21 protein-coding genes are annotated in these 22,663 nt (G+C 55.8%); 11 read left to right on the top strand and 10 right to left on the bottom strand.

Annotated features, from left to right (window positions below; genetic code table 11):
- The first annotated feature begins 55 nt into the window (after positions 1–55).
- Positions 56–1,564: a 4-alpha-glucanotransferase gene (gene malQ, locus NC979_RS13510; RefSeq protein WP_190522144.1), complete on the top strand. Its 1,509-nt coding sequence runs from the start codon at positions 56–58 to the stop codon at positions 1,562–1,564.
- A gap of 4 nt (positions 1,565–1,568) precedes the next feature.
- On the top strand, positions 1,569–2,810 hold the full coding sequence (locus NC979_RS13505) for a sensor histidine kinase (protein ID WP_199308961.1): 1,242 nt from the start codon (positions 1,569–1,571) through the stop codon (positions 2,808–2,810).
- Here NC979_RS13505 and NC979_RS13500 read toward each other — a convergent pair.
- On the bottom strand, positions 2,784–3,932 hold the full coding sequence (locus NC979_RS13500; protein WP_190522142.1) for a glycosyltransferase: 1,149 nt from the start codon (positions 3,930–3,932) through the stop codon (positions 2,784–2,786). The two genes, NC979_RS13505 and NC979_RS13500, sit on opposite strands and share 27 nt — an antisense overlap.
- A 250-nt stretch (positions 3,933–4,182) precedes the next feature.
- On the opposite strand from NC979_RS13500, the gene NC979_RS13495 reads away from it, so the two are divergent.
- The 3 genes from NC979_RS13495 to NC979_RS13485 all read left to right on the top strand — a co-directional run bounded on the left by NC979_RS13495 (position 4,183) and on the right by NC979_RS13485 (position 6,530).
- Positions 4,183–4,593 carry an ACT domain-containing protein gene (locus NC979_RS13495; protein WP_190522140.1) on the top strand — a complete coding sequence of 137 codons (411 nt, stop codon included), beginning with the start codon at positions 4,183–4,185 and terminating at the stop codon, positions 4,591–4,593.
- Positions 4,594–4,672: 79 nt separating this feature from the next.
- A complete protein-coding gene (locus NC979_RS13490; RefSeq protein WP_190522138.1) occupies positions 4,673–5,470 on the top strand; it encodes a DODA-type extradiol aromatic ring-opening family dioxygenase in 798 nt (265 codons plus the stop codon).
- A gap of 94 nt (positions 5,471–5,564) precedes the next feature.
- Entirely contained in the window at positions 5,565–6,530 is a 966-nt protein-coding gene (locus NC979_RS13485) for a glutathione S-transferase family protein (protein ID WP_190522136.1), read from the top strand.
- Here the strand turns inward: NC979_RS13485 and NC979_RS25370 are convergent.
- The 4 genes from NC979_RS25370 to cysH all read right to left on the bottom strand — a co-directional run bounded on the left by NC979_RS25370 (position 6,527) and on the right by cysH (position 8,977).
- Entirely contained in the window at positions 6,527–6,769 is a 243-nt protein-coding gene (locus NC979_RS25370; RefSeq protein ID WP_242024136.1) for a Rossmann-fold NAD(P)-binding domain-containing protein, read from the bottom strand. The genes NC979_RS13485 and NC979_RS25370 overlap by 4 nt on opposite strands.
- 12 nt (positions 6,770–6,781) lie before the next feature.
- Positions 6,782–7,294, bottom strand: a complete 513-nt coding sequence (locus NC979_RS13480) for an SDR family NAD(P)-dependent oxidoreductase (RefSeq protein WP_242024135.1) — start codon at positions 7,292–7,294, stop codon at positions 6,782–6,784.
- A gap of 162 nt (positions 7,295–7,456) precedes the next feature.
- Positions 7,457–8,101, bottom strand: coding sequence for a glutathione binding-like protein (locus NC979_RS13475; RefSeq protein ID WP_190522134.1), 645 nt, complete (start codon positions 8,099–8,101; stop codon positions 7,457–7,459).
- 105 nt (positions 8,102–8,206) lie between these two features.
- Positions 8,207–8,977, bottom strand: coding sequence for a phosphoadenosine phosphosulfate reductase (gene cysH / locus NC979_RS13470; RefSeq protein ID WP_190522132.1), 771 nt, complete (start codon positions 8,975–8,977; stop codon positions 8,207–8,209).
- A gap of 314 nt (positions 8,978–9,291) precedes the next feature.
- On the opposite strand from cysH, the gene NC979_RS13465 reads away from it, so the two are divergent.
- Positions 9,292–9,879: a TetR/AcrR family transcriptional regulator gene (locus tag NC979_RS13465; protein ID WP_190522130.1), complete on the top strand. Its 588-nt coding sequence runs from the start codon at positions 9,292–9,294 to the stop codon at positions 9,877–9,879.
- Here the strand turns inward: NC979_RS13465 and NC979_RS13460 are convergent.
- The gene (locus NC979_RS13460; protein WP_190522128.1) at positions 9,876–10,700 is read right to left on the bottom strand and encodes a TlyA family RNA methyltransferase; all 825 of its coding nucleotides are present in this window, start codon (positions 10,698–10,700) and stop codon (positions 9,876–9,878) included. The genes NC979_RS13465 and NC979_RS13460 overlap by 4 nt on opposite strands.
- An 11-nt stretch (positions 10,701–10,711) precedes the next feature.
- Positions 10,712–11,149 carry a hypothetical protein gene (locus NC979_RS13455; RefSeq protein WP_190522126.1) on the bottom strand — a complete coding sequence of 146 codons (438 nt, stop codon included), beginning with the start codon at positions 11,147–11,149 and terminating at the stop codon, positions 10,712–10,714.
- A 174-nt stretch (positions 11,150–11,323) separates the two neighbouring features.
- Here NC979_RS13455 and NC979_RS13450 point away from each other — a divergent pair, with 174 nt between their 5' ends.
- From NC979_RS13450 to NC979_RS13430, 5 genes are all read left to right on the top strand, one after another.
- A complete protein-coding gene (locus tag NC979_RS13450; protein ID WP_190522124.1) occupies positions 11,324–12,154 on the top strand; it encodes a FecR domain-containing protein in 831 nt (276 codons plus the stop codon).
- A gap of 513 nt (positions 12,155–12,667) precedes the next feature.
- Positions 12,668–13,024 carry a hypothetical protein gene (locus NC979_RS13445; protein ID WP_190522122.1) on the top strand — a complete coding sequence of 119 codons (357 nt, stop codon included), beginning with the start codon at positions 12,668–12,670 and terminating at the stop codon, positions 13,022–13,024.
- A 517-nt stretch (positions 13,025–13,541) separates the two neighbouring features.
- A complete protein-coding gene (locus tag NC979_RS13440; RefSeq protein ID WP_190522120.1) occupies positions 13,542–15,929 on the top strand; it encodes an alpha/beta hydrolase family protein in 2,388 nt (795 codons plus the stop codon).
- A 62-nt stretch (positions 15,930–15,991) separates the two neighbouring features.
- A complete protein-coding gene (locus tag NC979_RS13435; protein WP_190522118.1) occupies positions 15,992–16,900 on the top strand; it encodes an alpha/beta fold hydrolase in 909 nt (302 codons plus the stop codon).
- Between the two features lie 411 nt (positions 16,901–17,311).
- Positions 17,312–20,572: a glycoside hydrolase family 15 protein gene (locus NC979_RS13430; protein WP_190522116.1), complete on the top strand. Its 3,261-nt coding sequence runs from the start codon at positions 17,312–17,314 to the stop codon at positions 20,570–20,572.
- A 110-nt stretch (positions 20,573–20,682) separates the two neighbouring features.
- Here the strand turns inward: NC979_RS13430 and NC979_RS13425 are convergent, their stop codons facing one another.
- From NC979_RS13425 to NC979_RS13415, 3 genes are all read right to left on the bottom strand, one after another.
- Complete coding sequence (locus tag NC979_RS13425) at positions 20,683–21,093, bottom strand: type II toxin-antitoxin system VapC family toxin (protein WP_190522114.1); 411 nt, start codon at positions 21,091–21,093, stop codon at positions 20,683–20,685.
- Positions 21,094–21,105: 12 nt separating this feature from the next.
- A complete protein-coding gene (locus NC979_RS13420) occupies positions 21,106–21,381 on the bottom strand; it encodes a hypothetical protein (RefSeq protein ID WP_190522111.1) in 276 nt (91 codons plus the stop codon).
- Between the two features lie 61 nt (positions 21,382–21,442).
- Entirely contained in the window at positions 21,443–22,657 is a 1,215-nt protein-coding gene (locus NC979_RS13415) for an MFS transporter (protein ID WP_190522109.1), read from the bottom strand.
- Positions 22,658–22,663: the final 6 nt, after the last annotated feature.

Here is a 22,663-nt window from a genome sequence, read left to right as displayed (position 1 = left end):
TGGCTGCTCAATGCAGCCTAAATTACTCTTTTGCAAGTGCGATCGCCGAACCCCTATGAGCTTTCAACGTGCCAGTGGCGTTTTACTGCATCCCACCTCGTTTCCCAGCCGCTACGGCATTGGGGATTTGGGCCCAGCCGCCTATACCTTTGTCGATTTTTTGGCGAAGAGTGGCCAAACGCTGTGGCAAATTTTGCCCCTAGGGCCCACTGGCTACGAGCATTCGCCCTACATCATGAACTTCAGCACCTTTGCCGGCAACCCGCTGCTGATCAATCTAGATCAGCTGGCCGACGAAGGTTTGCTGAAAGAGGACGAACTGGAGCCCCTGACCGATGTCGATCCAGAGAAGGTCGATTTTGAGAAGGTGATTGCCCACAAAACGCAGTTTCTCAAGCAAGCCCACGAGCGCTTTTTGACGACGCGATCGCCCGAGCAGCAGGCCAAGTTTGACCAGTTCTGCCAGGAGCAAGCCTCCTGGCTGGATGACTTTGTGCTGTTTATGGCCCTGCTGGAGGCCCACGAGGGCAAAAGCTGGAATTTTTGGGATCCGGCGATCGCCTGCCGCGAACCGGAGGCACTGCAAGCTCAGCGGGAGAGGCTGAAAGCCCAGATTCAATACCATCAGTTTGTGCAGTTCAAATTCTTTGAGCAGTGGCAGAATCTGCGCCAGTATGCCAACGACAAGAACATTAAAATTGTTGGCGATATTTCAATTTACGTGTGCCACAACAGCTCCGACGTTTGGGCCGCCCCCGAGCTGTTTAAGCTCGACCCCGACACCTTTGAACCCGCCTTTATCGCTGGCGTGCCGCCCGACTATTTCAGCGAGACCGGCCAGCTCTGGGGCAACCCGGTCTACAACTGGGATAAGGCCGAAAAAACCAATTTTGCCTGGTGGATTAAGCGCTTTCAGGTAACGTTGCAGTACGTCGATATTGTGCGGGTCGACCACTTTCGCGGCTTTGAAGCCTATTGGCAAGTGCCAGCGGGCGAAGAAACCGCCATCAACGGCGAATGGATTGAAGCCCCCGGCGAAAAGTTTTTTACCGCCCTCGGCAAAGCTCTAGGGACGCTGCCGATTATGGCGGAAGACCTGGGCATCATTACGCCCGAGGTTGAGGCGCTGCGCGATCGCTTCGACTTTCCCGGCATGCGCATTTTAATGTTTGCCTTTGGCGATGACCCTGACAACGCCTACCTGCCCCACAACTACACCCGCAACACGGTGGTTTATCCCGGCACCCACGACAACGACACGGCGATCGGGTGGTGGCAGCAGGCCAGCGACACCGAGAAACAGTTTGTGGCTCGCTACTCAGGCTACAGCTCGCCCGAGGCGATCGAAGATATTAACTGGCTACTGATTCGCACGGCGCTAGCTTCGGTGGCCGATCTGGCGATTATTCCGCTGCAAGACCTGCTGGATTTAGACGGGCGATCGCGCATGAATGACCCCAGCCGCAACGACGGCAACTGGCGCTGGCGCTACCGCAGTTCGGCGTTGCTGACTAATGCTTTGAGCGATCGCCTCCGGACCCTGACTCAGCTCTATAGTCGCTAATGCTGTGAAAATTGATTTCAGCACCATTTTGAATCAAAAACGCGACACGATTATTGAGTTGTGGATCAACGCGGTTTTTAACGATCAGCAAATTGAAGCCACCAATGAATTAACTTTCAATGCGGTCCGCGACAGTTTGCCCAGGGTGCTCGAATCTCTCGCCGCCATGATGGCCGACAGCGAGGCAGAAAATTTTGAGACTATCGATGATGCCAGTCTAGAACACGGGCTGATTCGCGCTGAGCAAGGGTTTGAACCGGCAGAAATTGCGCGCGAGTATCGTCTGCTGCGATCGGTGATTTTTTCAGAGCTAGAAGCCGATTTGGTGCAGGCCGAACCCAAGGATGTGCTGTGGGCGATTCGGCTGATTGATGCGGTAATTGACGAGGCGATCGCCCGCTGTTTTGACAGCTATACCCAAACCCGCATGGAGGAGCTAGACCAGCTCCGAGCTCAAATGCAGCTCACCAATCAAGAGCTGACGCGTTTAGTGCGGGCCAGCCACGACAACATGTCAAAACTGACCCACGAGCTTAAAACTCCGCTGACCTCAATTATTGGCTATGCCGACTTATTTCTGCGCCAGCAGCAGCAGACCGAAATCAAAGATTCCTATGCTCATCTAGAAAGTATTGAGCGCGTATTGCGCAGCGGTCGGCTTTTGCTGCGGTTGATCAACGACACTCTCCAACTTCAGAAAGGTGATGGCCAAATTAAGCTCAAGCTCGTCACGATCGACCCTCACGAGCTGATTCAGTCGGTCATCGAGATTATTGAACCGCTAGTGCGCAACAAGGGGTTGGAGCTGAAGGTGGCGTGCGATCGCATTCCCCCAGTGGTGCAAACTGACCCCCTGCGCCTACAGCAGATCATTACCAACCTGCTGAGCAACGCGATTCGTTATACTGAGACTGGCCATGTCTCTATTGCGGCCGAAACCCTGAGCGATGGCCGCTGGTCAATTACCGTCACCGACAGCGGCATCGGCATCACTGAGGCTGAGCAAAAACATATTTTTGAACCCTACTACCGGGTTAGCCATCGCCCTACACCTGATACCGAACAAGGCACAGGCTTGGGCCTAGCCATTGTGGCCCAGCTGGTGAATTTGATGCAGGGTGAAATTTTGGTGTCATCACAATCAGGCCAAGGCTCCACCTTTACAGTGATCTTCCCAATCGAACAGCATGGGCTTAAGCAGGGGGAGCCGCCCGCTCCGTCAGTCGCGGGGGCGGGGAACCCGTAGCCGGGGCGATCGCGGTGAGGCCAGCAGCTGTCGCCAAATCTGTTCGTAGCGCTGGGCCATCGCCTGAGCCGTAAACTGCGCCACCGCCACCGCTCGACCCCGCTGACCCATCTGCTCACACAGGGCAGCATCATTTTTGAGGCGACGCAGGGCGTTGACTAGCCCCATGACATCATTTTTCTCAATCAGTAGCCCTGTTTCCTGCTCAATGACGGCTTCTGCTACACTGCCCACGCGCGTGGCAATCACGGGTCGGGCCGCCAGCATGGCTTCCACAATGGCTAAGGGAAAGCCCTCAGAGCGCGACGGCAAGACAAAAATATCGACGTTGGGCAAATGGGCGCGGGGGTTGTCGACCCATCCCGGCAGAGAAACGCGATCGCTAATGCCCAGATCATGAGCCAGCTGTTCCAAGGCTTGGCGTTCTGCCCCATCGCCCCACACGACCACGTGGGTATCGTCAACTTGAGCGATCGCGCGCAGCAGAATATCATGGGCCTTCATCGCATCTAAGCGGCCCACGCTGCCCACCACCAGCATGGGCTCTTTTAAGACTGGGCCTGGGGCAGGCTCAACTTCGATGTCGGGCACGCCGTTGGGCACAGAGATGACCGTGTTGCGACCCAGGGCATAGAAATCCTCCATTCGCCGGGCCGAGGCCTCGCCCACTGCGACGTGGGCATCGACCCGCAGCGACAGCGATCGAGTCCGCCATAGGGCGATCGCATCCGTGGTGCGCAACGGTAGCTGATCGACCCGCACAACCCGCGCTTGGGGCAGGGTCAGGGCCGCCGCCAGCCCCGTGGCTCCGGCCCAGGGCGTACACAGATTGAGATGCACAATGTCGGGTCGCAGCCGATGCAGAGTAGCGAGATGGGCGGCGATAGAGGCAAACCCTGTAGGGGGTAAGACAATTTTTTCGGCACCGGGCCGCTGGCTGGCGATCGCATCGACCACGGTAGCCGAGACCCCCATCACCGTAATGGCAATATCCCCCGACATCGCTGCCACCAAATGACCCAGGCTAAACTCCGCTCCCCCCATTCCTAAAGAATCTGTGTAGACCACAACTCGCGGAGCAGGTTGAGCATCACGGTCTAACGACGAGTCTGCATTGATCATTCATTCATGGCATCCCTACGCTATTTATTCAGCAGCGTTTCGCTGGCTGCGTCCTCTCCACTGGGGCAGAAAACTCCAGACAGCGCGGAGTCAATATTCCGTCGGCAACATTGTTTCCAAATTCTCAGGCGTTGCTGAATAGCGTATGATTTGCCAAAATTGACCCTCTCCCTAGCCCTCTCCCGAGAGGAGAGGGGACAAGAGTTTGGCTCCCTACTCTTCAGGAAGAACCAGCAGCAGGTAACAACAGATGGTCGGCGAAACCAACCTCACGCGGCTGTTATCGTCTATGCAGCCCACTCTTCGCGAGGGGGAATATGTGTTTTGTACCGTTGCAGCTCCAAGCGGTCTCAACCTCGACCCCATAGGGTTTTTTAGAGAAGAGGAGGGGGCCACGCTGATCTTGTTGCGGCATCAGGCCGAGGCGGTGGGCCTGCCTTACTCAGCCACCTTTGCCATGGTTACGCTCTCGGTGTATTCCAGTTTGGAGGCGGTGGGGTTTTTGGCGGCGATCGCCACCAAACTCGCCAGCCACGGCATTAGCGTCAACCCCGTCTCAGCCTTTTACCACGACCACCTGTTTGTGCCCGTGGCTCAGGCTGAAGCCGCGATCGCCCTACTCCACGAGCTTGCAGCAGAAAGCGACACCAGCAGCCCTTAAGCATCGGCTTGTCGGTTTCAAGACGGAAGTGCTAGTCTTACATCAGATAGTTCTAGTTAAAACTATCTAAATTAAAACTATGGCTTCTCTACCCAGTCTGTTTGTTTCCCATGGGGCACCCGACCTACCTCTGCGTAGTGGCCCAACCCAAGACTTTCTGCGATCGCTCTTGCAGACCCTGCCAAAGCCAGAGGCGATTCTAGCGATCTCGGCCCACTGGCTCACGGCGCAGCCCACCGTCAGCGCTACCGAGCAGCCCAAGACAATCTACGACTTCGGCGGCTTTTCCCAGGCACTCTACGAGCTGAACTACCCCGCTCCAGGCAATCCAAAACTGGCAGAGCAGGTGGCATCTAGACTCGATGAAGCTGGGTTCTCGGCTCGTGTGGATCGCGATCGCGGCTTCGACCACGGCGTTTGGACGCCGCTGCTTCTGGCAGCCCCAAAGGCCACCATCCCCGTCGTGCAGCTCTCTTTGCAACCCCACGAAACGCCGCTGTACCACTACCAACTCGGCAAAGCCCTCGCCCCCCTGCGCGATGAAGGCGTACTGATTTTTGCCAGCGGTGCCGCCACCCACAACCTAGGGGCCTTTGACGGCAACTACGATGCCCCACCGCCCGCTTGGGCCGTAGCCTTTGATGACTGGCTGGCAGAGGCGATTACCCAGGCGGGTAGGTCTTCAACCAACGCCGCCAACGATATCCAAGCCCTGCTCGACTACCGTCAGCACACCCCCTACGCCGCCAAAAACCACCCCAGCGAAGAGCACCTGCTGCCCCTGTTCGTGGCCCTCGGCGCTGGCGGCCCCGGCAAACAAATTCACCACGGCTTCACCTACGGAGCCTTCAGCATGGCCGCCTACCAATTCAATTAGTTTTGAGTTCTAAGTTTTGAGTGTTGAATTCACTCCACAACTTAGAACTCAAAATTCAAAATTCAAACCTTTCCCCTCACCCCAGGACATCCCTATGGCACTCGGCAGATTGATCAACGGCAAATGGTCCACAGAATGGACAGAGCGCAGCGAATCGGGCGAATTTCAGCGCATGCCGACCCTGTTTCACGACTGGGTCACGGCGGATGGCTCTAGCGGCTTTAAGGCCGAGCCGGGGCGCTACCACTTATATGTATCGCTGAGCTGTCCCTGGGCGCACCGTACGGTGCTACTGCGATCACTCAAAGGGCTGCAAGGGGCGATCGGTCTCTCCATTGTTGACCCGGTCATCAGTGACCAGGGCTGGAAATTTTCTGAGCGCTTTGGCAGCATTCCCGACAGCCTCTACGGGGCCGAATACCTGTGGCAACTCTACACCCGCGCTAAGGCCGACTACACCGGACGCGTCACCGTGCCTGTCCTGTGGGATACGCAGACCCAAACCATCGTCAACAACGAATCGCGTCAAATCATTCAAATGCTGAACTCGGCATTCAACGAGTTTGCAGAATTTCCTCAGCGCGACTTTTACCCCGAAGAGCTGCGTCCCCAAATTGACGCGGTGATGGATGCTATCTATCAGCCAATCAACAACGGCGTGTATCGCAGCGGCTTTGCGGCTTCCCAGGCGGCCTACAATGACGCGGTAACGGAACTGTTCGAAGCGCTGGATCACTGGGAGGAGGTGCTGGGGCAGCAGCGCTATCTGGTGGGTGACCAAATCACCCTGGCTGACTGGTGCATGTTCACAACCTTGTTTCGCTTTGATTTGGCCTACTACGGGCTGTTCAAAACTAACCTTAAGCGCCTGGTGGACTATCCCAACCTGTGGGACTACTGCCGCGAGCTTTATCAGCAGCCGGGGGTGGCCGAATGGTGCAGCGCGGAGCACGTCAAGCAGCTCTACTACGCGGGCCTGCCCGAGCTTAACCCCAGCGGCATTGTGCCTGCTGGGCCAGCGATCGATTACGGGCAACCCCACGATCGCGATCGAATTTAGCCTTCCACCAGTCTGACCTCGACCACGTTGGTGGCAAAGCTGGCGTAGGCAGCGCCAACTTGCTTGGCCATGGTGTCGGGGAAGAGGTGAAATTTGCCATCCTTTAGCGCCGTGACAATGCCTTCGCCTACGAGAGCCGGTGACTCAGCGATTTCTCCTAAGCCGGCACTATCGGCCATATCGGTGGCAACGGGGCCGGGGTGTACGCTGACCACGGCGGTGCCCTGAGCGCCCAGCACCTCCCGCAGCGCCTAAGTGATTGAGTAGGCCGCCGCCTTTGATGCCGCATAAGTAGCAAAGTCAGCAAAGCTCTTGAGCGAGGCTACTGAGTTGAGCTGCACAAAAGCACCACCACCGTTGGCTTTGAGCACCGGGGCAAAGGCCTGGGCCATCCGCATCAGGCCAAACACGTTCATGTCAATCTCGTACTGCAGCGCCGCGATCGCATCTCCAGCCAGCGGCCCGGCATTGCGCAGCACCCCGGCATTGTTGACCACTAGCGCTACATCGGTGGCAGTTTGGGCGGCCTCGGCAATGGTCTCGGGCTGGGCTAAGTCAAAGCGCAGGGGAATGACGCGATTCGCGGAGCGATCCGTTCCGGAATCGCCATAGGTCGCAACCAGCGGAGCGGCGGAATCGAGGTTCCGCACCGCGGCGTAGACCTTGGTGGCTCCGTGCTGCAGGAGAGAGGCTGCGATCGCTTTACCAATGCCGCGATTGGCACCCGTGACCAAAGCTACTTTGCCGTTGATATCAAAATACATGGAAATAACTCCAGAAAGGAATATCAGAACAAGCGACCAGGAAAAACTAAAGCCAGGAACTGAGATTGGGCTTAGAAATGTCAAACGAAGCTGACAATTTGCCGGTGGGGTGCAGGGCTAAAAAAGAGCTGGCAGCCACTCTGGGGTCCGCCAGCAAGCCCCTTAGGCCACGACGCCCAACTGGCTCTCAAAGGTTGGCTGCAACACATCCATGCCAGCTTTCACGGCCGGACGCGCCGCGATCGCCTCAACCCAGCGCTGCACATGGGGAAACTCATCGAAGGACAGCTCCATGTAGGGGCTTTGAGCCGCCGCTACCCAGGGATAGGTGGCGATATCGGCAATGGAGTAGTCGCCTGCTAGAAAGGGGGTTTTAGCTAGCTGCCCTTCCATCACGCCCAGCAGCCGCAGGGTTTCTTTTTCGTAGCGGTTGATGGCGTAGGGCAGCTTTTCTGGAGCAAAGTTGCGAAAGTGGCCAAATTGGCCAAACATGGGGCCAACACTCGCCATTTGAAACATCAGCCACTCGATCGCCTTGATGCGCTCCCCAGTTTCTGTAGGCAGCAGCTTACCCGCTTTTTCCGCCAGGTAAATCAAAATGGCCCCCGACTCAAAGATCGCCAGGTCGGTATCGCGATCGACAATGGCCGGAATTTTGCTGTTGGGGCTAATGGTCACAAACTCGGGGGCAAACTGCTCGCCCTTGCCAATGTTGACCGAGTGAATGGTGTAAGGCATCTCCAACTCTTCAAGCAGAATAGCGGGCTTGCGACCGTTGGGAGTCGTAAAGGTGTACAGGTCAATCATTGAGGTTAGCTCCAGGTATAGTGTCTTTCCTAGGGCAAACGGTCGTTTGCTCTAGCCAAACTGATGCTGAAATTTAGAAGAATCTAGATCTCCAACCAGGCGCCACTACGCCAGGTGAATGCCGCACTCTTGCTTCAGCCCCTGGAAGCGGGTGTCGCGCTCATCCAAATCGCTGGCCATAAGCGGACGGCTAGAGTGCCAATCGCCGACGGTGACGTAGCCCTGGTCAAAGAACGGGTGGTAGGGCAGATCGTGGGCTTGCAGGTACTCGTAAACATCCTTGGAGTTCCAGTGCAAAATGGGCAAAATTTTGTGAATGCCGTGCTGCTGACCCACCACATCGAGTGTTTTGCGGTGGTCAGTTTGCTGCGATCGCAGCCCCGCTAACCAGGCCGTTGCCCCCAGATCCCGCAGTGCCCGCCCCATGGGTTCGACCTTGCGAATCTGGTCGTACTGATTTAGGGCCTCAACGCTGCCTGTGGCCCACAGTTTGCCGTAGAGGGCCTCCATGTGGGCGGGGCTGAGGGGCGACTGGTAGAACTTGAGGTTTAGATTTAGCCGCTGGGTGAGCTGGTCAGCAAAGCGGTAGGTTTCCTCGGGAAGGTAGCCCGTATCGACCCAGATAACAGGAATATTGGGGATAACCTCAGTGACCAGGTGCAGCATCACCGCCGCCTGAATACCAAAGCTAGTGCTCATCACCAGCCCAGAGCCAAAGGCATCGGCGGCCCATTCGACAATGGCGGCAGAGGTCGCAGGAGTTGCCGCTGCGCTTGGCAAACTGGGCCAGGCTGGCGAGGAAGTAACGGAGCGCAACCCTTTGGCCAAGGCGGTCAAACGTTCTGCGCTGGCAGTTAGAGCAAGGGTAGCAGTCATGCAAACGCCTCCTTAAAAGGCTGAGATTCGGGTTGCAGGGTGAAACAACCTGAGTAGAACGGTCTGTATACTTTTGATTATGTAGACAGGTCTGTATATTGTCAAGCTGCTGAGAACATTCTTGTTTAAGAGCCTGGCTAAACATTGTTAGAAGAGTAGCCAAAAGCCTTGGGGCAAAAGCAGCCCATCCGTCTTGCTGCACTAGCTGGAGAAATTCTGTAGGCAGACAAACAAGGCTTGGCCCGGTAACGGCGTTTAGGCAAAAAGCTGTCACCCAGGTTATTATACAGACAGACCTGTATATTGTGCACTTCATGGCTCGCTCATCTGCTTCGCGCCCCTGCGCCCGCGATCGCATCATGGCGGCGGCCTCTGAGCTGTTCTACAAAGAGGGCGTCCACAGCGTCGGCATCGATCGCATCATTGCCGAGTCGGGGGTGGCTAAAATGTCGCTCTACAACCACTTCAAATCAAAAGACGCTCTGATCGCCGCTTGGCTCGATGAGCAGCACCACAGCTGGCGTGAGTGCTTCCAAAACGCGATCGCTCGCCACGCTGCTGCCTCTGGCGAATCACCGCTGCTGGCTATTTTTGACGTCTTGCGGGAGGGGATTGAGAAACCCAACTTTCGCGGCTGCGCCTTCATCAACTCAGCGGTAGAACTGGTCGATGCCGAGCATCCTGGCTACCAGATTACCCTCGCCCACGAGCAGGCCGTCGCCGACTACATTCTCAACCTGGTCAAAGAAGCTAACCTGCCCAACCCCGAAGCTCTGGCCCAGCAGCTGCTGATTTTGATCCAGGGAACCACCATCGTTGCCATGATGCACGGCTGCCCCAATGCTGCTAGCCAGGCCAAAGCCGCTGCGACCACTCTCATTAAGGCCGCAGCCCAAGGCTAATTTTCCAGGCTGAGGCGGGCGTTGATCGCCAGGGTCTTCAGGTCATCGAGGCTAGGTACCGGGCGGCTCTCTTCCGTCTGTGGCTGGCTCAGCCACAGCAGGTATTCGATGTTGCCAGCGGGGCCGAGCAGGGGCGACCAAGTGAGACCCTGGTATAGCCAGCCCAAGGATTGGGCAGAAGCCAGCACGCTGGCGATCGCATCGGCCTGATCCCCAGCGTCGCGCACGACGCCCTTTTTGCCGACGCGATCGCGCCCCACCTCAAACTGCGGCTTCACCAGCAGCACCACCTCGCGTGGCGGCACTAGCAGCGCCCAAAAAGCGGGCAGCACCTTGGTCAGCGAAATAAACGACACATCCATCACCCCCAGGTCAGGCCGAGGATCATTCTCGCCATAGAGCTGCTCGGGGGTAAGGTGGCGCAGGTTGGTGCGCTCGCGCAGCACTACACGCGGATCCTGGCGCAGCGCCCAGGCCACCTGGCCGTAGCCCACATCAATGCCGTAGACCTGCTCGGCCCCGGCTTGCAGCAGACAGTCGGTAAAACCGCCGGTCGAAATCCCCCCATCCAGCGCAATCCTTCCCTTAGGCTCAATTGGGAACTCACTTAGGGCTTTGGCCAGCTTCTCGCCACCGCGCGAGACAAAGGGCGATCGCGCCTTCACCAGCAATTCCACATCCTCGGCAAAGGCCGTGCCCGGCTTATCCACAACGGCGTGGTTCACCTGCACCTCCCCAGCTCTAATTAACCGCTGGGCCTGCTGCCGCGATTCGCACAAGCCCCGATCTACCAGCAGGGCATCTAGACGCTGTTTAGCCATCGGTAAATCCCCTAAGCAGCGGTGCTGGGTTTGAGGCCCCGGCGGCTGGCGATTTGTTCGAGCTGCTGCTTGACCAGATCGAGTCGGGGCTTGGTGCTTTGGCGATCGTATAGCTCGCTGGCTTTGAGTAACGCCTGCACAGCCTGCCCATCGGTACCCATGTTGGCGTAGGCCAGTCCACCGTTGTGGAAGGCTTCGGCACAGTTGGGCTCGGCCACCATCACGGCGGTGAACTGGTCGATAGCAGCCGGGTAACGGCCCTTAGCAAAGGCCGCACAGGCCGCCTCAAATTGAGTTCTAGCATCGTCACCAATGGGAATAGATAGTTCCATCACCGGGGCCGGAAAGAGGGCGCTGTTGCCTAGAGGGCGGCGATAAGCCCGCACCATCACCCCCATGCCAAAGCCCAGCACAGCCAGCACCACCGATAGCCAAATCACCAGTTCCACGGGGTTCAACCTCCAATAAGTAGACCAACAACCGTTTTGACGCCTTTGCCAAAGGCCGAGGTCGCACCAACAATATCACCGACTCGCTGCCTCACCCTGCCGGAAAATCAGCGTCTCAAACTGAATAACCTAAAGGTACGACTTAGCCCTCTCACACTTAGCCCCACCCTAACTATGCAACATGTTTTAAGAGGAATCGCGTTGGCCCTGCGGGGCCGCTCTTTAACCGTCGCCCTCAAGGGGCAATCTTTAACCATTGCCCTTGTAATTGCCGGGGGCATGGCCCTAGCGGGATGCGATTCGCAGAGCGATCCGTTCCGGAATCGCGCCTCCACCCCTGAGACACCGGTTGAGTCAGCCCAAGAATCACAACCGGCAACCGGCTCGGAGGAGCAGACTGAGGCAATCGCTACCATTCAAGCCATTGTCGCCAACCCCGTCTCGGTCACCCTTGGCCAGGGAGAGCCTGAGTCAGCCCAAATCAACCAGACCATGGCCTACGGCGACCAAATTCGCACCGCCGATCAGGCTCTAGCAGAGGTGGGTTTAGTCAATGGAGCGATGTTTCGCATCGGCGGCAATGCGGCCCTTACGCTGCAACCCAGCCAGCTCCGGCTCGACGCCGGACAAATGATTACCTGGGTTGAAGGCGCATTGGCAGAGCCCATAGAGATCGTTACCCCGGCAGGCATTGCCGGCATTCGGGGCACCACAGTGTTTGTCAACATCGAAGACGATCCCAATGCCCCGGTCGAAATCTTTTCCTGGGAAGGAGAGGTAGCCTTTCGGCTCGCTGACGGCGAGAACGAGGTAGTTTTAACCAGTGGCGAACAGCTGTTTATATACCCAGGCGAGCGAGACATCGAAGCGCTAAGTCAGCAAGTGCAGCCGCTCGATCGGGCCGCAGCGCAGGAGCGCTTGGAGGAAAGCCCGCTGATCAACGGCTTTAGCAGCCCGCTACCGACGCGACCTGAGATCGAAGCCACCGTTGATGCTCTGGAATAATCAGCCCAACATCAATGAAAGTTGTCACCCACAACCGGGTTTCTTTTGCAAAATAGAAGACCATCACCCTAGCGCAGCAGCTTGGCTTCGCTCTAGTCAGTGGCGTCGATCGCATTCATCGCCCCGCTCATAGAGTTCATCGGCATGATCTAAAGGAAGATGCCGGTGTTTATTGTGAATAGGTTCTTGTTGATTGAATTCATGGGGATGACTATGGAATTCATCATCTCATTCATAAGGATCACTTTCATGACCCAAACAAAAATGAAAGTGTTTATTATGAATGGGTTCTTATTTATGAAATTCATTTGCCTATTTTCAACGAACGTCCTCTTTTTATCAGAAAACACCGTCCTCATTAGCTGAAATGCTGGCCCTCTTCTTCAAAAATGACGGCAAAATTACTGAGCCTTTTGGCCTAGCAAGCACATGTCAACTCCCGCAGAACCATCAGTTTCAGGACATTAGCTACTGTGCCATTTTGAAAGGGCCAACCCTATGGAGGTGCATCTCATGCCTCGACAGAAAAGAAGCTCACCCGTGCTCGAAAAGGGCGTTCGCCGCGCCGCTGCGCTCAAATCAATCAGCGCCAGCCTAAACTTGGGCGACGGGCTGACCCTAGACAACTATCAGCTAGAGCTAGATAAGCTGCAATCGCAGCTAGCTACCTATAACGAATCGCTATCGTTTGTAGACCGCGCCCTTAGCGTCGTGCGCGACACCGAAAAAGACATTAGAGTGCTTTCAGAACGCATGCTGATTGCTGTGGCGGCTAAGTATGGCAAAGACAGCTATGAGTATGAAATGGCGGGCGGCACTCGCAAGAGCGATCGCAAGCGCCCCACCCGCAGGGTAGACAGCGTAGCCTGACCCGATTGCCTATTAAACTTCCAGCATCCCCTCGGCAGGCCTAACCTACCGAGGGGTTTTGCATTCGGTCCACTATTTGGCCTACTTGAAGAGACAGTGCAAGCCTGCTAACGAATTGGTAGACCCCAAGTACGGCTTCGAGCCTCATCAACAATCTTCATGCAGAGGCGAGAGGCACTTCGATCTCGCCAAGCCGCACAGGACAAGGTCGTATAGATATCCTCTAACTCCAAGTAGGGCTAGGTTTGAAGACTAGTATCTATGGCTCGCCCCTCTCCAGCAGGCCAACAGCGGTTACCAACAGTAATCCTCAGTTCGTTGAAATAAATGGGGCTATGTGACGGCTGACTCTAAAATGGGGCTAACCTTGAGCAATCTGCTTACCCTGCTCTCAACGTAGGTTGAGTGAAGTGCCAACAGAACCCCAACAAAATTCTGTGACTGTTGGGGTTTACTTCATTTCACCTAACCTACCTCTGCCCCCGTTAAATCTCCTAAACGCCGCCAGAAACTAACCATGAGTGCATCGTTACTTTTCATTCAAAAACTTAAGCATTCAGAGAAATTTCCAGGTTATTTTGTAGCCAGCACCGCCCCCCACAACGTCGAAGACGACCCCCTCGATTACAGCACCTCATCCAATGCCCCTATCTCTGCAACCCCCGAATCCTACGTTGAAGAGATGGCCAGATATCTCAAAGAACACAGGGGCAATGCAGAAATTCTGGTTGTGATCCACGGCTACAACACCAACAAAGACTCTGTCAAAGAATGGTTTGACAGCATTCAAGAACACATTGCCCTCCACCACCCACGCCGATCTAAAGGCTTCGTGTTAATTGGCTATCGCTGGCCTTCTGAGCAGATTGTCCCCAGCGAGTTAACAAAATCAGGGCAGAATAAGTTAAAGGTTTTAAGCAGACAGCTAAAAAACTATAGAAACGCGTTACCTTTTTTGCCTGGGTTGCTGCTTTTAGTGGGCTTTGTAGGGTTGCTAATTAGCTTAGTATCCTGGTTTTTTGGTCTTTTTTCAACTGCTGCTCAGATTCCGGGTACAGTCCTATCTTTGATTATTGCTGGCTTAGCAACGGCTGTTGCACTCTTATTCTTTGCTCCTATATTTACCATTATCCTACTGCGGTTCGTTGTTTACTTTCGAGACAACTATCGGGCTAACAACTTTGGCACTCCAGATCTTGTGGAGCTGATGCGCCAGATTGACAATACCCTAACCAAAGATGTCCCCGAGCCAGAAAAAGACTGGGGCAAAAGCCGCATCAAGCTATCATTTATCGGCCACAGCATGGGGGGCTTTGTGGTCACCAATACCGTGCGAATCCTTTCGGATGTGTTCGACTCAAGATCTGTCGGCACTATGAGCACAGCCGACCCTCAGAAAAAACCCTCGCCCGCTGTTGGCAATGTGTTTTGCCTCAGCCGTTTGGTGCTGGTTTCACCGGATATCCCTGCCGAAACCATTATCTCTGGAAGGGCTAACTTTCTTCAGTCCTCCCTACGCCGGTTTGAAGAGGCCTATCTGTTTAGTAATGAAGGCGATATGGCACTGCGTTTGGCCTCTACAGCAGCCAACTATTTCAGCTATCCTTCGAGAACTCAAGACGGCGGCTATCGCCTCGGCAATGTTACCGTTAGAAGCTCTGGAATAGAGACAAAAGAAGAGGGAAAAGAACAGTCTGAAGACTACGGCATTCTGGCGAGACTTCCCAATGGGCTATTAGTTAAACTACAGGATACGCTGACCAGCCAAGGGCACGTAAAAAGCGCTATCTGTGGCGGACAGCTAGCAAAAGTTGAGGGCAGTGCGATCGCCAACCTGCAAGGTGAGATGCTCACTTACTCTGAGCAGGGGGAAACGGCCCCTCTCTACGAGGTGCTGCACGATTTTCTTGAGCCTTACAATCTTCAGGCTAGCAAGATCGACTGTTTGCAGCAGGGGCAGATTGTTAAGCTCCCCAGTGGAGAAGTTGTTTCGCTTCAGAACAAAGCCAATAGCTACTGGTATTTTGAAGCAGTTCAAGAAAATCATCTTTGCCGAGTTCAGGGTGACAAACTATTTGACTTTGACGACGATCAGTTCGTCATATTTGAGCGTGGGCATATCGCCAGAATCAAAGGCGAAAAACTAGAAATTCTTGACAAAGCCGAGGATCAATCCTGGGCCTCAGCCTATGGAGAACCCCTCAAGGTCAGCGGTGATCAGCTTGCCATATTTAAAGGCGGGAAATTTGTCAAATACCAACACCAAGAGGAGCCTGCTGGAGAACCCTTAGCTATTGGGGGCAGGGTCTCTATCACCTGGCGTTTTCCCCTCGACTACCTCTACATCCGTGACAAAACCCCGCTATCTGAGCGGCAAAGAAGTGTTGCTTTAGCGCCTGGAGAGACCCCCATCGGTGAGCTGTTTAGCTTCTTTGATTGCACAGACTACATCGAGCCCAACGCAGATAGAAAACTCGTAGGCGTACTCAGCCACGCAAAACGGAAAAAATCTTTGAGTATCGGAGATTATTTTTCGTTGACCAAAGACTACTTTGGCGGACGCATCGATACCCACGGTGGATACTTCAATAACCTTGATCAACAGCGTCCCTACAAACCTGAGGCGATCTCCTCTAAGTTCGTTATCTATGGATTGGCCTGCGTAGGGTTTGAGAAGCTTTTAGATGAACTGGGTGAGCAGACCGCCGTCCAGCAAGATCCACATCTGACCACTCTTTACGCCCAAACTTTGAGTGATTTGACAGAGCAGAGCCCCAACTCCTCAGCAGAACAACGCAGGAGAATTGCCCTAACTCAAGTACTGTCTAGCATTTGTCAGAAAAAGCAAATTCAAGTGCTGCTATCGAGAAAATGCTACGAGGAAAACGTTTTGGGACTTGAATGAAAACCAGTAAACCTAGGACGGCTGTATTATGAGTACAGTCACACTTCGTTACATCTCTGACTATGGTTGCCGAACTGGTTTCCCTCTCGTTGGCGTCAATCGAAAAGCACACCTGGACCTGGCGGGGCTATGCGATCGCCTACACCGTCGCAGGCGAAGGAACACCCATTGTTCTCATCCACGGGTTTGGGGCCTCCCTTGGTCACTGGCGCAAAAACATTCCCGCTCTGGCAACAGCAGGGCATCGGGTTTATGCGATCGATCTGCTGGGGTTTGGCGATTCAGATCAACCCGAAATACCCTACACCCTCGACCTCTGGCAAGACCTGCTGGCCGACTTCTGGGCTGAATTCATCCAAACTCCCGCTGTTTACGTCGGCAACTCCATCGGCGGGCTGCTGACCCTGATGATGCTGGCCAACCACCCCGACAAAGCCAGGGCCGGGGCTGTGCTCAACTGTGCCGGCGGCCTCAACCACCGCCCTGAAGAACTCTACCCGCCGCTGAACTGGGTGATGGGAGCCTTTACCTGGCTGGTGAGTTCGCCCCGAGTTGGGCCACTGGTGTTTAACCAGGTGCGCCGCAAGGGTCGCATTCGCAACTCGCTCAAGCAGGTGTACCGCAACTCCGCCGCCATCACCGACGAACTGATCGAGATGATCTACACCCCCGCCTGCAAGCCCACAGCGCAGAAGGTGTTCGCCGCCATTGTCACCGCACCGCCGGGGCCAAAACCCGAGGAACTGCTGCCCAAGATTGCCCAACCGCTCCTGGTGCTCTGGGGCGAAAACGATCCCTGGACGCCGATCAAAGGCGCTGAGGTCTACCGTAAGCTGGCCGAAGATATAGCTCGCCCCAGCCTAGTTACTTTCCACGGCATTGCCGACACTGGTCACTGCCCGCACGACGAGCGCCCCGAGGTGGTCAATCCGCTGCTGCTAAACTGGCTAAATACACTGCCCAAAGGTTAGCTGCAAAGCAAATCGTAGGTTCAGTAGATCGTAAGGTCCCGGCTAGCCCACCCTATGGGGAGCAAGCTACATTCCCCAGCACCTCTCCCAGGGAGGAGAGGGGAGCCGGAAACCTTTCAAAGTCCCTATCCCAGATTGGGAGAAGTATTTGGGGTGCGGGCTAGAGCTTGTCAGGAAGGATTGTTTCCGAGCCACTAAGGTTGGGTAAAACGAAATGAAATCCAACAACGGACTAGGGTTTGTTGGGTTCTGCTAGTGCGCCATCTAACCCACACCTGCCTTGCAATGCACCATGCTCAATCATCAGAATTCTGTAATCTCCATGACTATTACTTGACCGATCGCCCCTACAGTGGGTTAAAACTCGATTAACTCTCACTGTCCGCCGTCGTTTCCTTATCGTCACTGTCTATGTCCTCAGCTTCCCTTCAGGAGCGGCTCGATCGCTACTACCAGCAGGTCAAAACCGTGATTTTGTCGCGGCAGCACCCGGTTAGCGGCCTCTTGCCTGCCAGCACGGCAGTGAACGTCCACGGCAACTACACCGATGCCTGGGTGCGCGACAACGTCTACAGCATTTTGGCGGTGTGGGGGGTAGGCCTAGCCTACCGCCACCTCGACGACGACCGGGGCCGCACGGTGGAGCTAGAGCAGAGCGTCGTCAAGCTCATGCGCGGCCTACTCACGGCCATGCTGCGCCAGGCTAGAAAAGTTGAGCACTTTAAAGAACGACAGGATCCGCTTCAGGCGCTGCACGCCAAGTACGACACGGGCACTGGGCTCCCAGTAGTGGGAGACGACGAGTGGGGTCATCTGCAAATCGACGCCACCTCGGTGTTTTTGCTCATGCTGGCTCAGATGACGGCCTCGGGGCTGCAAATTATCTACACCCAGGATGAAGTCAACTTTGTGCAGAACCTGGTCTACTACATCGGCCGCGCCTACCGTACCCCCGACTACGGCATCTGGGAACGGGGCAACAAAATGAACCACGGCAAGCCTGAGCTCAACGCCAGCTCTGTGGGCATGGCCAAGGCGGCTTTGGAAGCGCTGCGGGGATTTAACCTGTTTGGCATGCGTGGGGGGCAGTCCTCAACTATTCACGTGCTCACCGACGAGATTGCCCGCGCCCGCATTACCCTAGAGTCGCTGCTGCCCCGTGAGTCGGGGTCTAAGGAAATTGATGCGGCGCTGCTGAGCGTAGTGGGCTACCCAGCCTTTGCCATCGACGATGAGCAGCTGGCCCAAAAAACTCGGCAAAAAATTATTGACAAACTTCAAGGCCCCTACGGCTGCAAGCGGTTTCTGCGCGACGGTCACCAGACCGTGATTGAAGACACCAACCGACTGCACTACGAACCCGAGGAACTGCGGCAGTTTGAGCACATTGAGTGCGAGTGGCCGCTGTTTTTTACCTACCTGTGGCTAGACAGTCTGTTTGAGGGCGATCGCGACCAAATCCTCTTCTACCAAGAGCGCTTGGCGGCTCTCACCGTCGATCGCGACGGCCATGGCCTACTGCCTGAGCTATATTATGTGCCCGAAGCTAGCCTGGCAGCAGAGCGCCAGAAGCCCGGCAGCCAGCTCCGTCTCCCCAACGACAACCTGCCTCTGGTTTGGGCCCAGAGCCTCTACCTACTGGGGCAGCTGCTTCAAGACGGGCTGCTCAAACCCAGCGATATTGACCCCCTCGGGCGGCACCGCGCCTTGGGCGATCACCGCTATCCCGTGGTGCAGGTGGCGCTGCTAGCCGAAGACAAGGCGCTGCAAACGGAGCTAGCCACCTACGGCCTGCCTACCCAAACCCTAGAAGAGATTGACCCGGTGCAGGTGTTTCCAGCCACCGAGCTGTCGTCGACCTACGCCGAAATTGGCAAAAACGACAAGCTCGACCTTAGCGGTCGCCCAGTGCGGCGGCTGCGCAGCCTGACCACCTCGCGAATTTTTCGCATCAAGGGCAAGTCGGTGGTGTTTTTGCCGTCGTTCTTAGATCAGCAGCGGTTTTATCTCACCCTCGACTACCACTTTCTGGTAGCCCAAATTCGCAGTGAGCTAGCCTACATCTACGACCACTGGCGCGAGCCAGGCCGGCCCACGGTGACACTGCTGCTGACCCACGCCATGTTTGAGCTGGGTCACAAACCGATCTATGAGTCGCCGCTGATGGCGCTGATGCAGGAGCTGCAGGACGATCGCTGCGATCATGTCCCCGTCAAACTTGGCCCCCTGCATCAGCTGATGATGACCACCAGCCTAGAGCGGGTTGAAAACGTCAACGGCTACCAGCTGGGCAGCACCTCCGTGGGCTACACACCTCTGTGGACGGCCTACTTGGGCTTTGAGCCCGATCGCGACGGCCCCCTATCACTGCTCGAAGAATACACCCTAGAGAACGAAACCGACCTCGACAGTCTGCTCACCCAGCTGCGCCAGTCAAACAACATCTATGAGCAAATTGAGCTGCTCAGCACCCTCAAGCATTTGCACGGCAGCGGCTTTAACACGGGCTTTGGCGGCCCCAACCACGCGATCACTGTCGCAGACCTGCTAGATGAAGTCTACGCCAAGGCCAGCCAGCTAGAGCAGTGGGGCATCTTGCGCCGCGCCGCCGGTCTGCTAGAGAAAGCCGACATCACCCTATCCGATGCGGTGACCGAGCTGCTGGTGCGCCAAAAGCAAATCTCCGTGGGCAAATCCTACAGCGAAGAATCGCTGATTAGTGAGCCCATGGGGCACAGCGAGATCGTCGATAAGATCCGCACCTTTTGTGGCGACGACGTGCGCGACCACGTGCTCACCCAGGAGGTGCTGATCGACCTCAGCATTCTGATCAAAGCCGAGCCTTCCCTCTTCAAAGGGCTGATGACCCTGCGGGTAGGCTACCTACTGCTGCTCATTACCAGCGAGCTAGCCCGCGAGCGCGGCATTACCCAAGATGAGGCCTACGGTCAACTCATCGACCTCAGTCCCTTTGAGCTGAAGACTCGCCTGCGCCAGGTATTGGCCGGGTTCGACGGGCTCAACCAGGCGATCTTTCGGCGGGAGTCGCTGCACGTTAAGCCCCACAACCCCATCAACTGGCAGGTGGTGCCCGACGACATTGAACCAGCCGCCGAAGAAGCCGAAGCGCCCACTTCCCACGACTGGTGGCGCAAGCGGGTGATTGACGGCGAAATCGCCCGCATCTCGGAGGAGTTTTACACCCAGGTCTGGGAGGTGCTGAAGCACTCCAAGGGCATTGTGATCGGCAATAAGTTTGACCGCAAGAACAGGTTGGATAGCGATCGCATTCTCTCCGAAATGACCCCTGGCGAGCAAAACTTTGAGCGCCGCATCACCCACTTGCTAAACAAAATCCAGGCTCCCGAATACCGCCATGTCAACCTTGAAGCCCTGCGCGAAATGGGCGAAATCTTCAAGGTCAACCCCGACCTCTACTTTGAAGACCACATCTATCTCGATGTGCTGATCGGCCACGCCGTACGCCTCGGCTGGCTCGACCACCAGCCCGATCGCATCGCCGCCTACGAGTCTGACAAAGCCGCTGCCTGGCAGGCCTTCTACCAGCTACCACCAACCCAGTGCGCCACCTACATCGCCATGGCGCTACAGTTCCTCACCGTGCTGGGCGAAGCTGAGTCGGGGGTTGAAGTGCTGGAAGAAGTCGCCTAAAGTTACTGCCTGCCCTATCCCGCAGGGTTCAGGCACTAAACCTAGAAACCACCAGAGATGACCATAGAACTCTGGTGGTTTCTCTCCCTCAAAACAGAACCTTTAGGCGGTTAGGGAAAGAGAATCGTAAAGCCTTCTTGAACGAAGTGCCGATCATGGCTGAGCACTTCCTTAATGCCTAAGGTTTGCATAGTTTGCATTGAGATGCAGTCGGTCAAGCTGTAGCCTTTATCCAAGCGCTGTCCATAGAGATCTAGCCCCCTCAAGAGGGTATCCCGGCTTTGGGGAACGACTTGAACCATGGGACTTTGCAGTAACAGGCTGGCTCGCTGAACTGCACCTTTCTTAACAAACGGTTCGAAGCTCGAAAAGAAATTCAAGAATTCAGCCAACACTTCATCTGTAGTGACTAACTCTACTGCCCCTAGCGTTTGATTGAATTGCCTGACCACTTGATGCCAATGATCCCTGGGGTTGAGCATTGCAGCCCAATAAAATGTATCGGCGAATAAGGTTCTCATCTAAAGCTCGGGTTAGTCGCTCTTGGGGGAGCCGTAGAGATAGTGATCTAGTTGGGCTGCGCCATCGGCAGGTAGAGTAGTAGCCATAGCCTCAGGCAGTGAATCGGCAAATTCTTCAAAAGCAGCCCAGATAGGCTTGGGGGGTTCGTCAGCAGCTCCGTCAGATTTGTCTGAATTGGGCGATCGTTGCCGCCGTGTCTTAGCAAACAGTAAAAAATCCAGCACTTCTTCTAGCAAAAAGTCTGGGGCACTGTCGATCTCAAGCAGGAGTTGTTCGCGGGCAGTCACCGAGTTTTCCTCCAGGGACAATAGATCTAAGGATAGTGGATCGACTTAGGCGAAAACCTCTCTATACCTTCGCCGTACCGCGCCCCGATAGCGTCATGGCAAACCAGGCGGTCAGCAGCGTTAGCGCTCCGGCAATCCAAAACGGGAAGCTGTAGCTAACGCTGACCAGCAGCCCCGCTGTCGCCGGGCCGATCGCGTTGGAAATGCTCAGGTACGAGGCGTTCAGCCCCATCACTTCTCCCTGTTCGCGCGGGCCGCTGTTGAGCGACAGCAGCGCATCGATCAGCGGCATGGGGAACGAGTTGACAGCGCTAAAGACGACCGCGATCGCCACAAACGCCACGATGTTGGGAAACGCGGGCATCAGCAAAAACAAAATTCCCCGCGCAGCCAATGCCCCCGCCAAAATCTGCACCAGACGAAACCGTCGCCGCAGCGGCTCTAGGGCAAATACCTGAGTCACAAAGCCAATCATCCCCACCGCCGCAAACATGATCGCCAGGTTGCGGGCGTCTTGCCCCAGCACCTTAAGAAAGAAGGGCTGAAACGCAAAGGTAAAAATCGTAAAGGTAAAGCCGCTAAAGAAGGTCAGCCAAAAGATGCGGCCAAAGCGTTTATCGGTGGCCGATCTGACCAGTCGACCAAAGCCGAAGTCCTGCCAAGAAAACTGAAACTTGCTGGAGCCGGTTGCCAGTGTTTCTGGCAGCAGCACCAGGCAGAGCGCGGTGGCGAATAGGGCGATCGCCGCCGAAAACAAAAATCCCGTGCCTAGGCTGGTAAACCCCGGCGGCGGCGGCACCAGCTGTGCCACGTAGCTCAGCGGTGGCCCCACTACAAACCCCAGCCGAAACACCGCCCCAAAAATGCCGTAGGCCCGCGCCCGCTGCTCTGGCGTGGTGATATCGCTGACAATCGCTTGGGCGATGGAGGTATTGCCGCCCGTGATGCCGTCGAGCAGTCGCGCCGCAAACAGCACCCAGGCCACTGAGGCCAGCCCCGCCATTAAATTCGCCGCCACCGTGCCCAGCAAGCTGACAATCAGCAGGGGCTTGCGGCCCATGCGATCGGAGAGCCGCCCCAAAATAGGGGTGGCAATAAACTGGGCTGCCGCATAAGCCGTAGTCAGTAAACTGGCTTGAAAATCGCTGAGGCCAAACTCCACCGCATAGGGGTAGATGAGCGGAATAATTAGCGTGAACCCCACTGCGTTAATAAACGCCACCAACGCGGCAATCCAAAACCGCAGCGGCAGGCGCGAGGGGTCAGCTGAGGCCATAAAATT

This window comes from Leptolyngbya subtilissima AS-A7 (genome assembly GCF_039962255.1).
In the GTDB taxonomy this organism is placed as follows: Bacteria; Cyanobacteriota; Cyanobacteriia; order Phormidesmidales; family Phormidesmidaceae; genus Nodosilinea.
The sequence above is the reverse complement of the archived record's forward strand: the minus strand, read 5'-3'. Positions and strand labels throughout refer to the sequence as shown.

Excerpts from the sequence above, each read along its gene's own strand:
- NC979_RS13490 (WP_190522138.1), top strand. The coding sequence starts at position 4,673 with ATGGCTTCTCTACCCAGTCTGTTTGTTTCCCATGGGGCACCCGACCTA.
- NC979_RS13425 (WP_190522114.1), bottom strand. The coding sequence starts at position 21,093 with ATGAGAACCTTATTCGCCGATACATTTTATTGGGCTGCAATGCTCAAC.
- NC979_RS13440 (WP_190522120.1), top strand. The coding sequence starts at position 13,542 with ATGAGTGCATCGTTACTTTTCATTCAAAAACTTAAGCATTCAGAGAAA.
- NC979_RS13480 (WP_242024135.1), bottom strand. The coding sequence starts at position 7,294 with ATGTATTTTGATATCAACGGCAAAGTAGCTTTGGTCACGGGTGCCAAT.
- NC979_RS13465 (WP_190522130.1), top strand. The coding sequence starts at position 9,292 with ATGGCTCGCTCATCTGCTTCGCGCCCCTGCGCCCGCGATCGCATCATG.
- NC979_RS13435 (WP_190522118.1), top strand. The coding sequence starts at position 15,992 with ATGGTTGCCGAACTGGTTTCCCTCTCGTTGGCGTCAATCGAAAAGCAC.
- NC979_RS13450 (WP_190522124.1), top strand. The coding sequence starts at position 11,324 with ATGCAACATGTTTTAAGAGGAATCGCGTTGGCCCTGCGGGGCCGCTCT.
- NC979_RS13415 (WP_190522109.1), bottom strand. The coding sequence starts at position 22,657 with ATGGCCTCAGCTGACCCCTCGCGCCTGCCGCTGCGGTTTTGGATTGCC.
- NC979_RS13485 (WP_190522136.1), top strand. The coding sequence starts at position 5,565 with ATGGCACTCGGCAGATTGATCAACGGCAAATGGTCCACAGAATGGACA.
- malQ (WP_190522144.1), top strand. The coding sequence starts at position 56 with ATGAGCTTTCAACGTGCCAGTGGCGTTTTACTGCATCCCACCTCGTTT.
- NC979_RS13475 (WP_190522134.1), bottom strand. The coding sequence starts at position 8,101 with ATGATTGACCTGTACACCTTTACGACTCCCAACGGTCGCAAGCCCGCT.
- NC979_RS13495 (WP_190522140.1), top strand. The coding sequence starts at position 4,183 with ATGGTCGGCGAAACCAACCTCACGCGGCTGTTATCGTCTATGCAGCCC.
- NC979_RS13445 (WP_190522122.1), top strand. The coding sequence starts at position 12,668 with ATGCCTCGACAGAAAAGAAGCTCACCCGTGCTCGAAAAGGGCGTTCGC.
- NC979_RS13500 (WP_190522142.1), bottom strand. The coding sequence starts at position 3,932 with ATGATCAATGCAGACTCGTCGTTAGACCGTGATGCTCAACCTGCTCCG.
- cysH (WP_190522132.1), bottom strand. The coding sequence starts at position 8,977 with ATGACTGCTACCCTTGCTCTAACTGCCAGCGCAGAACGTTTGACCGCC.
- NC979_RS13430 (WP_190522116.1), top strand. The coding sequence starts at position 17,312 with ATGTCCTCAGCTTCCCTTCAGGAGCGGCTCGATCGCTACTACCAGCAG.
- NC979_RS13460 (WP_190522128.1), bottom strand. The coding sequence starts at position 10,700 with ATGGCTAAACAGCGTCTAGATGCCCTGCTGGTAGATCGGGGCTTGTGC.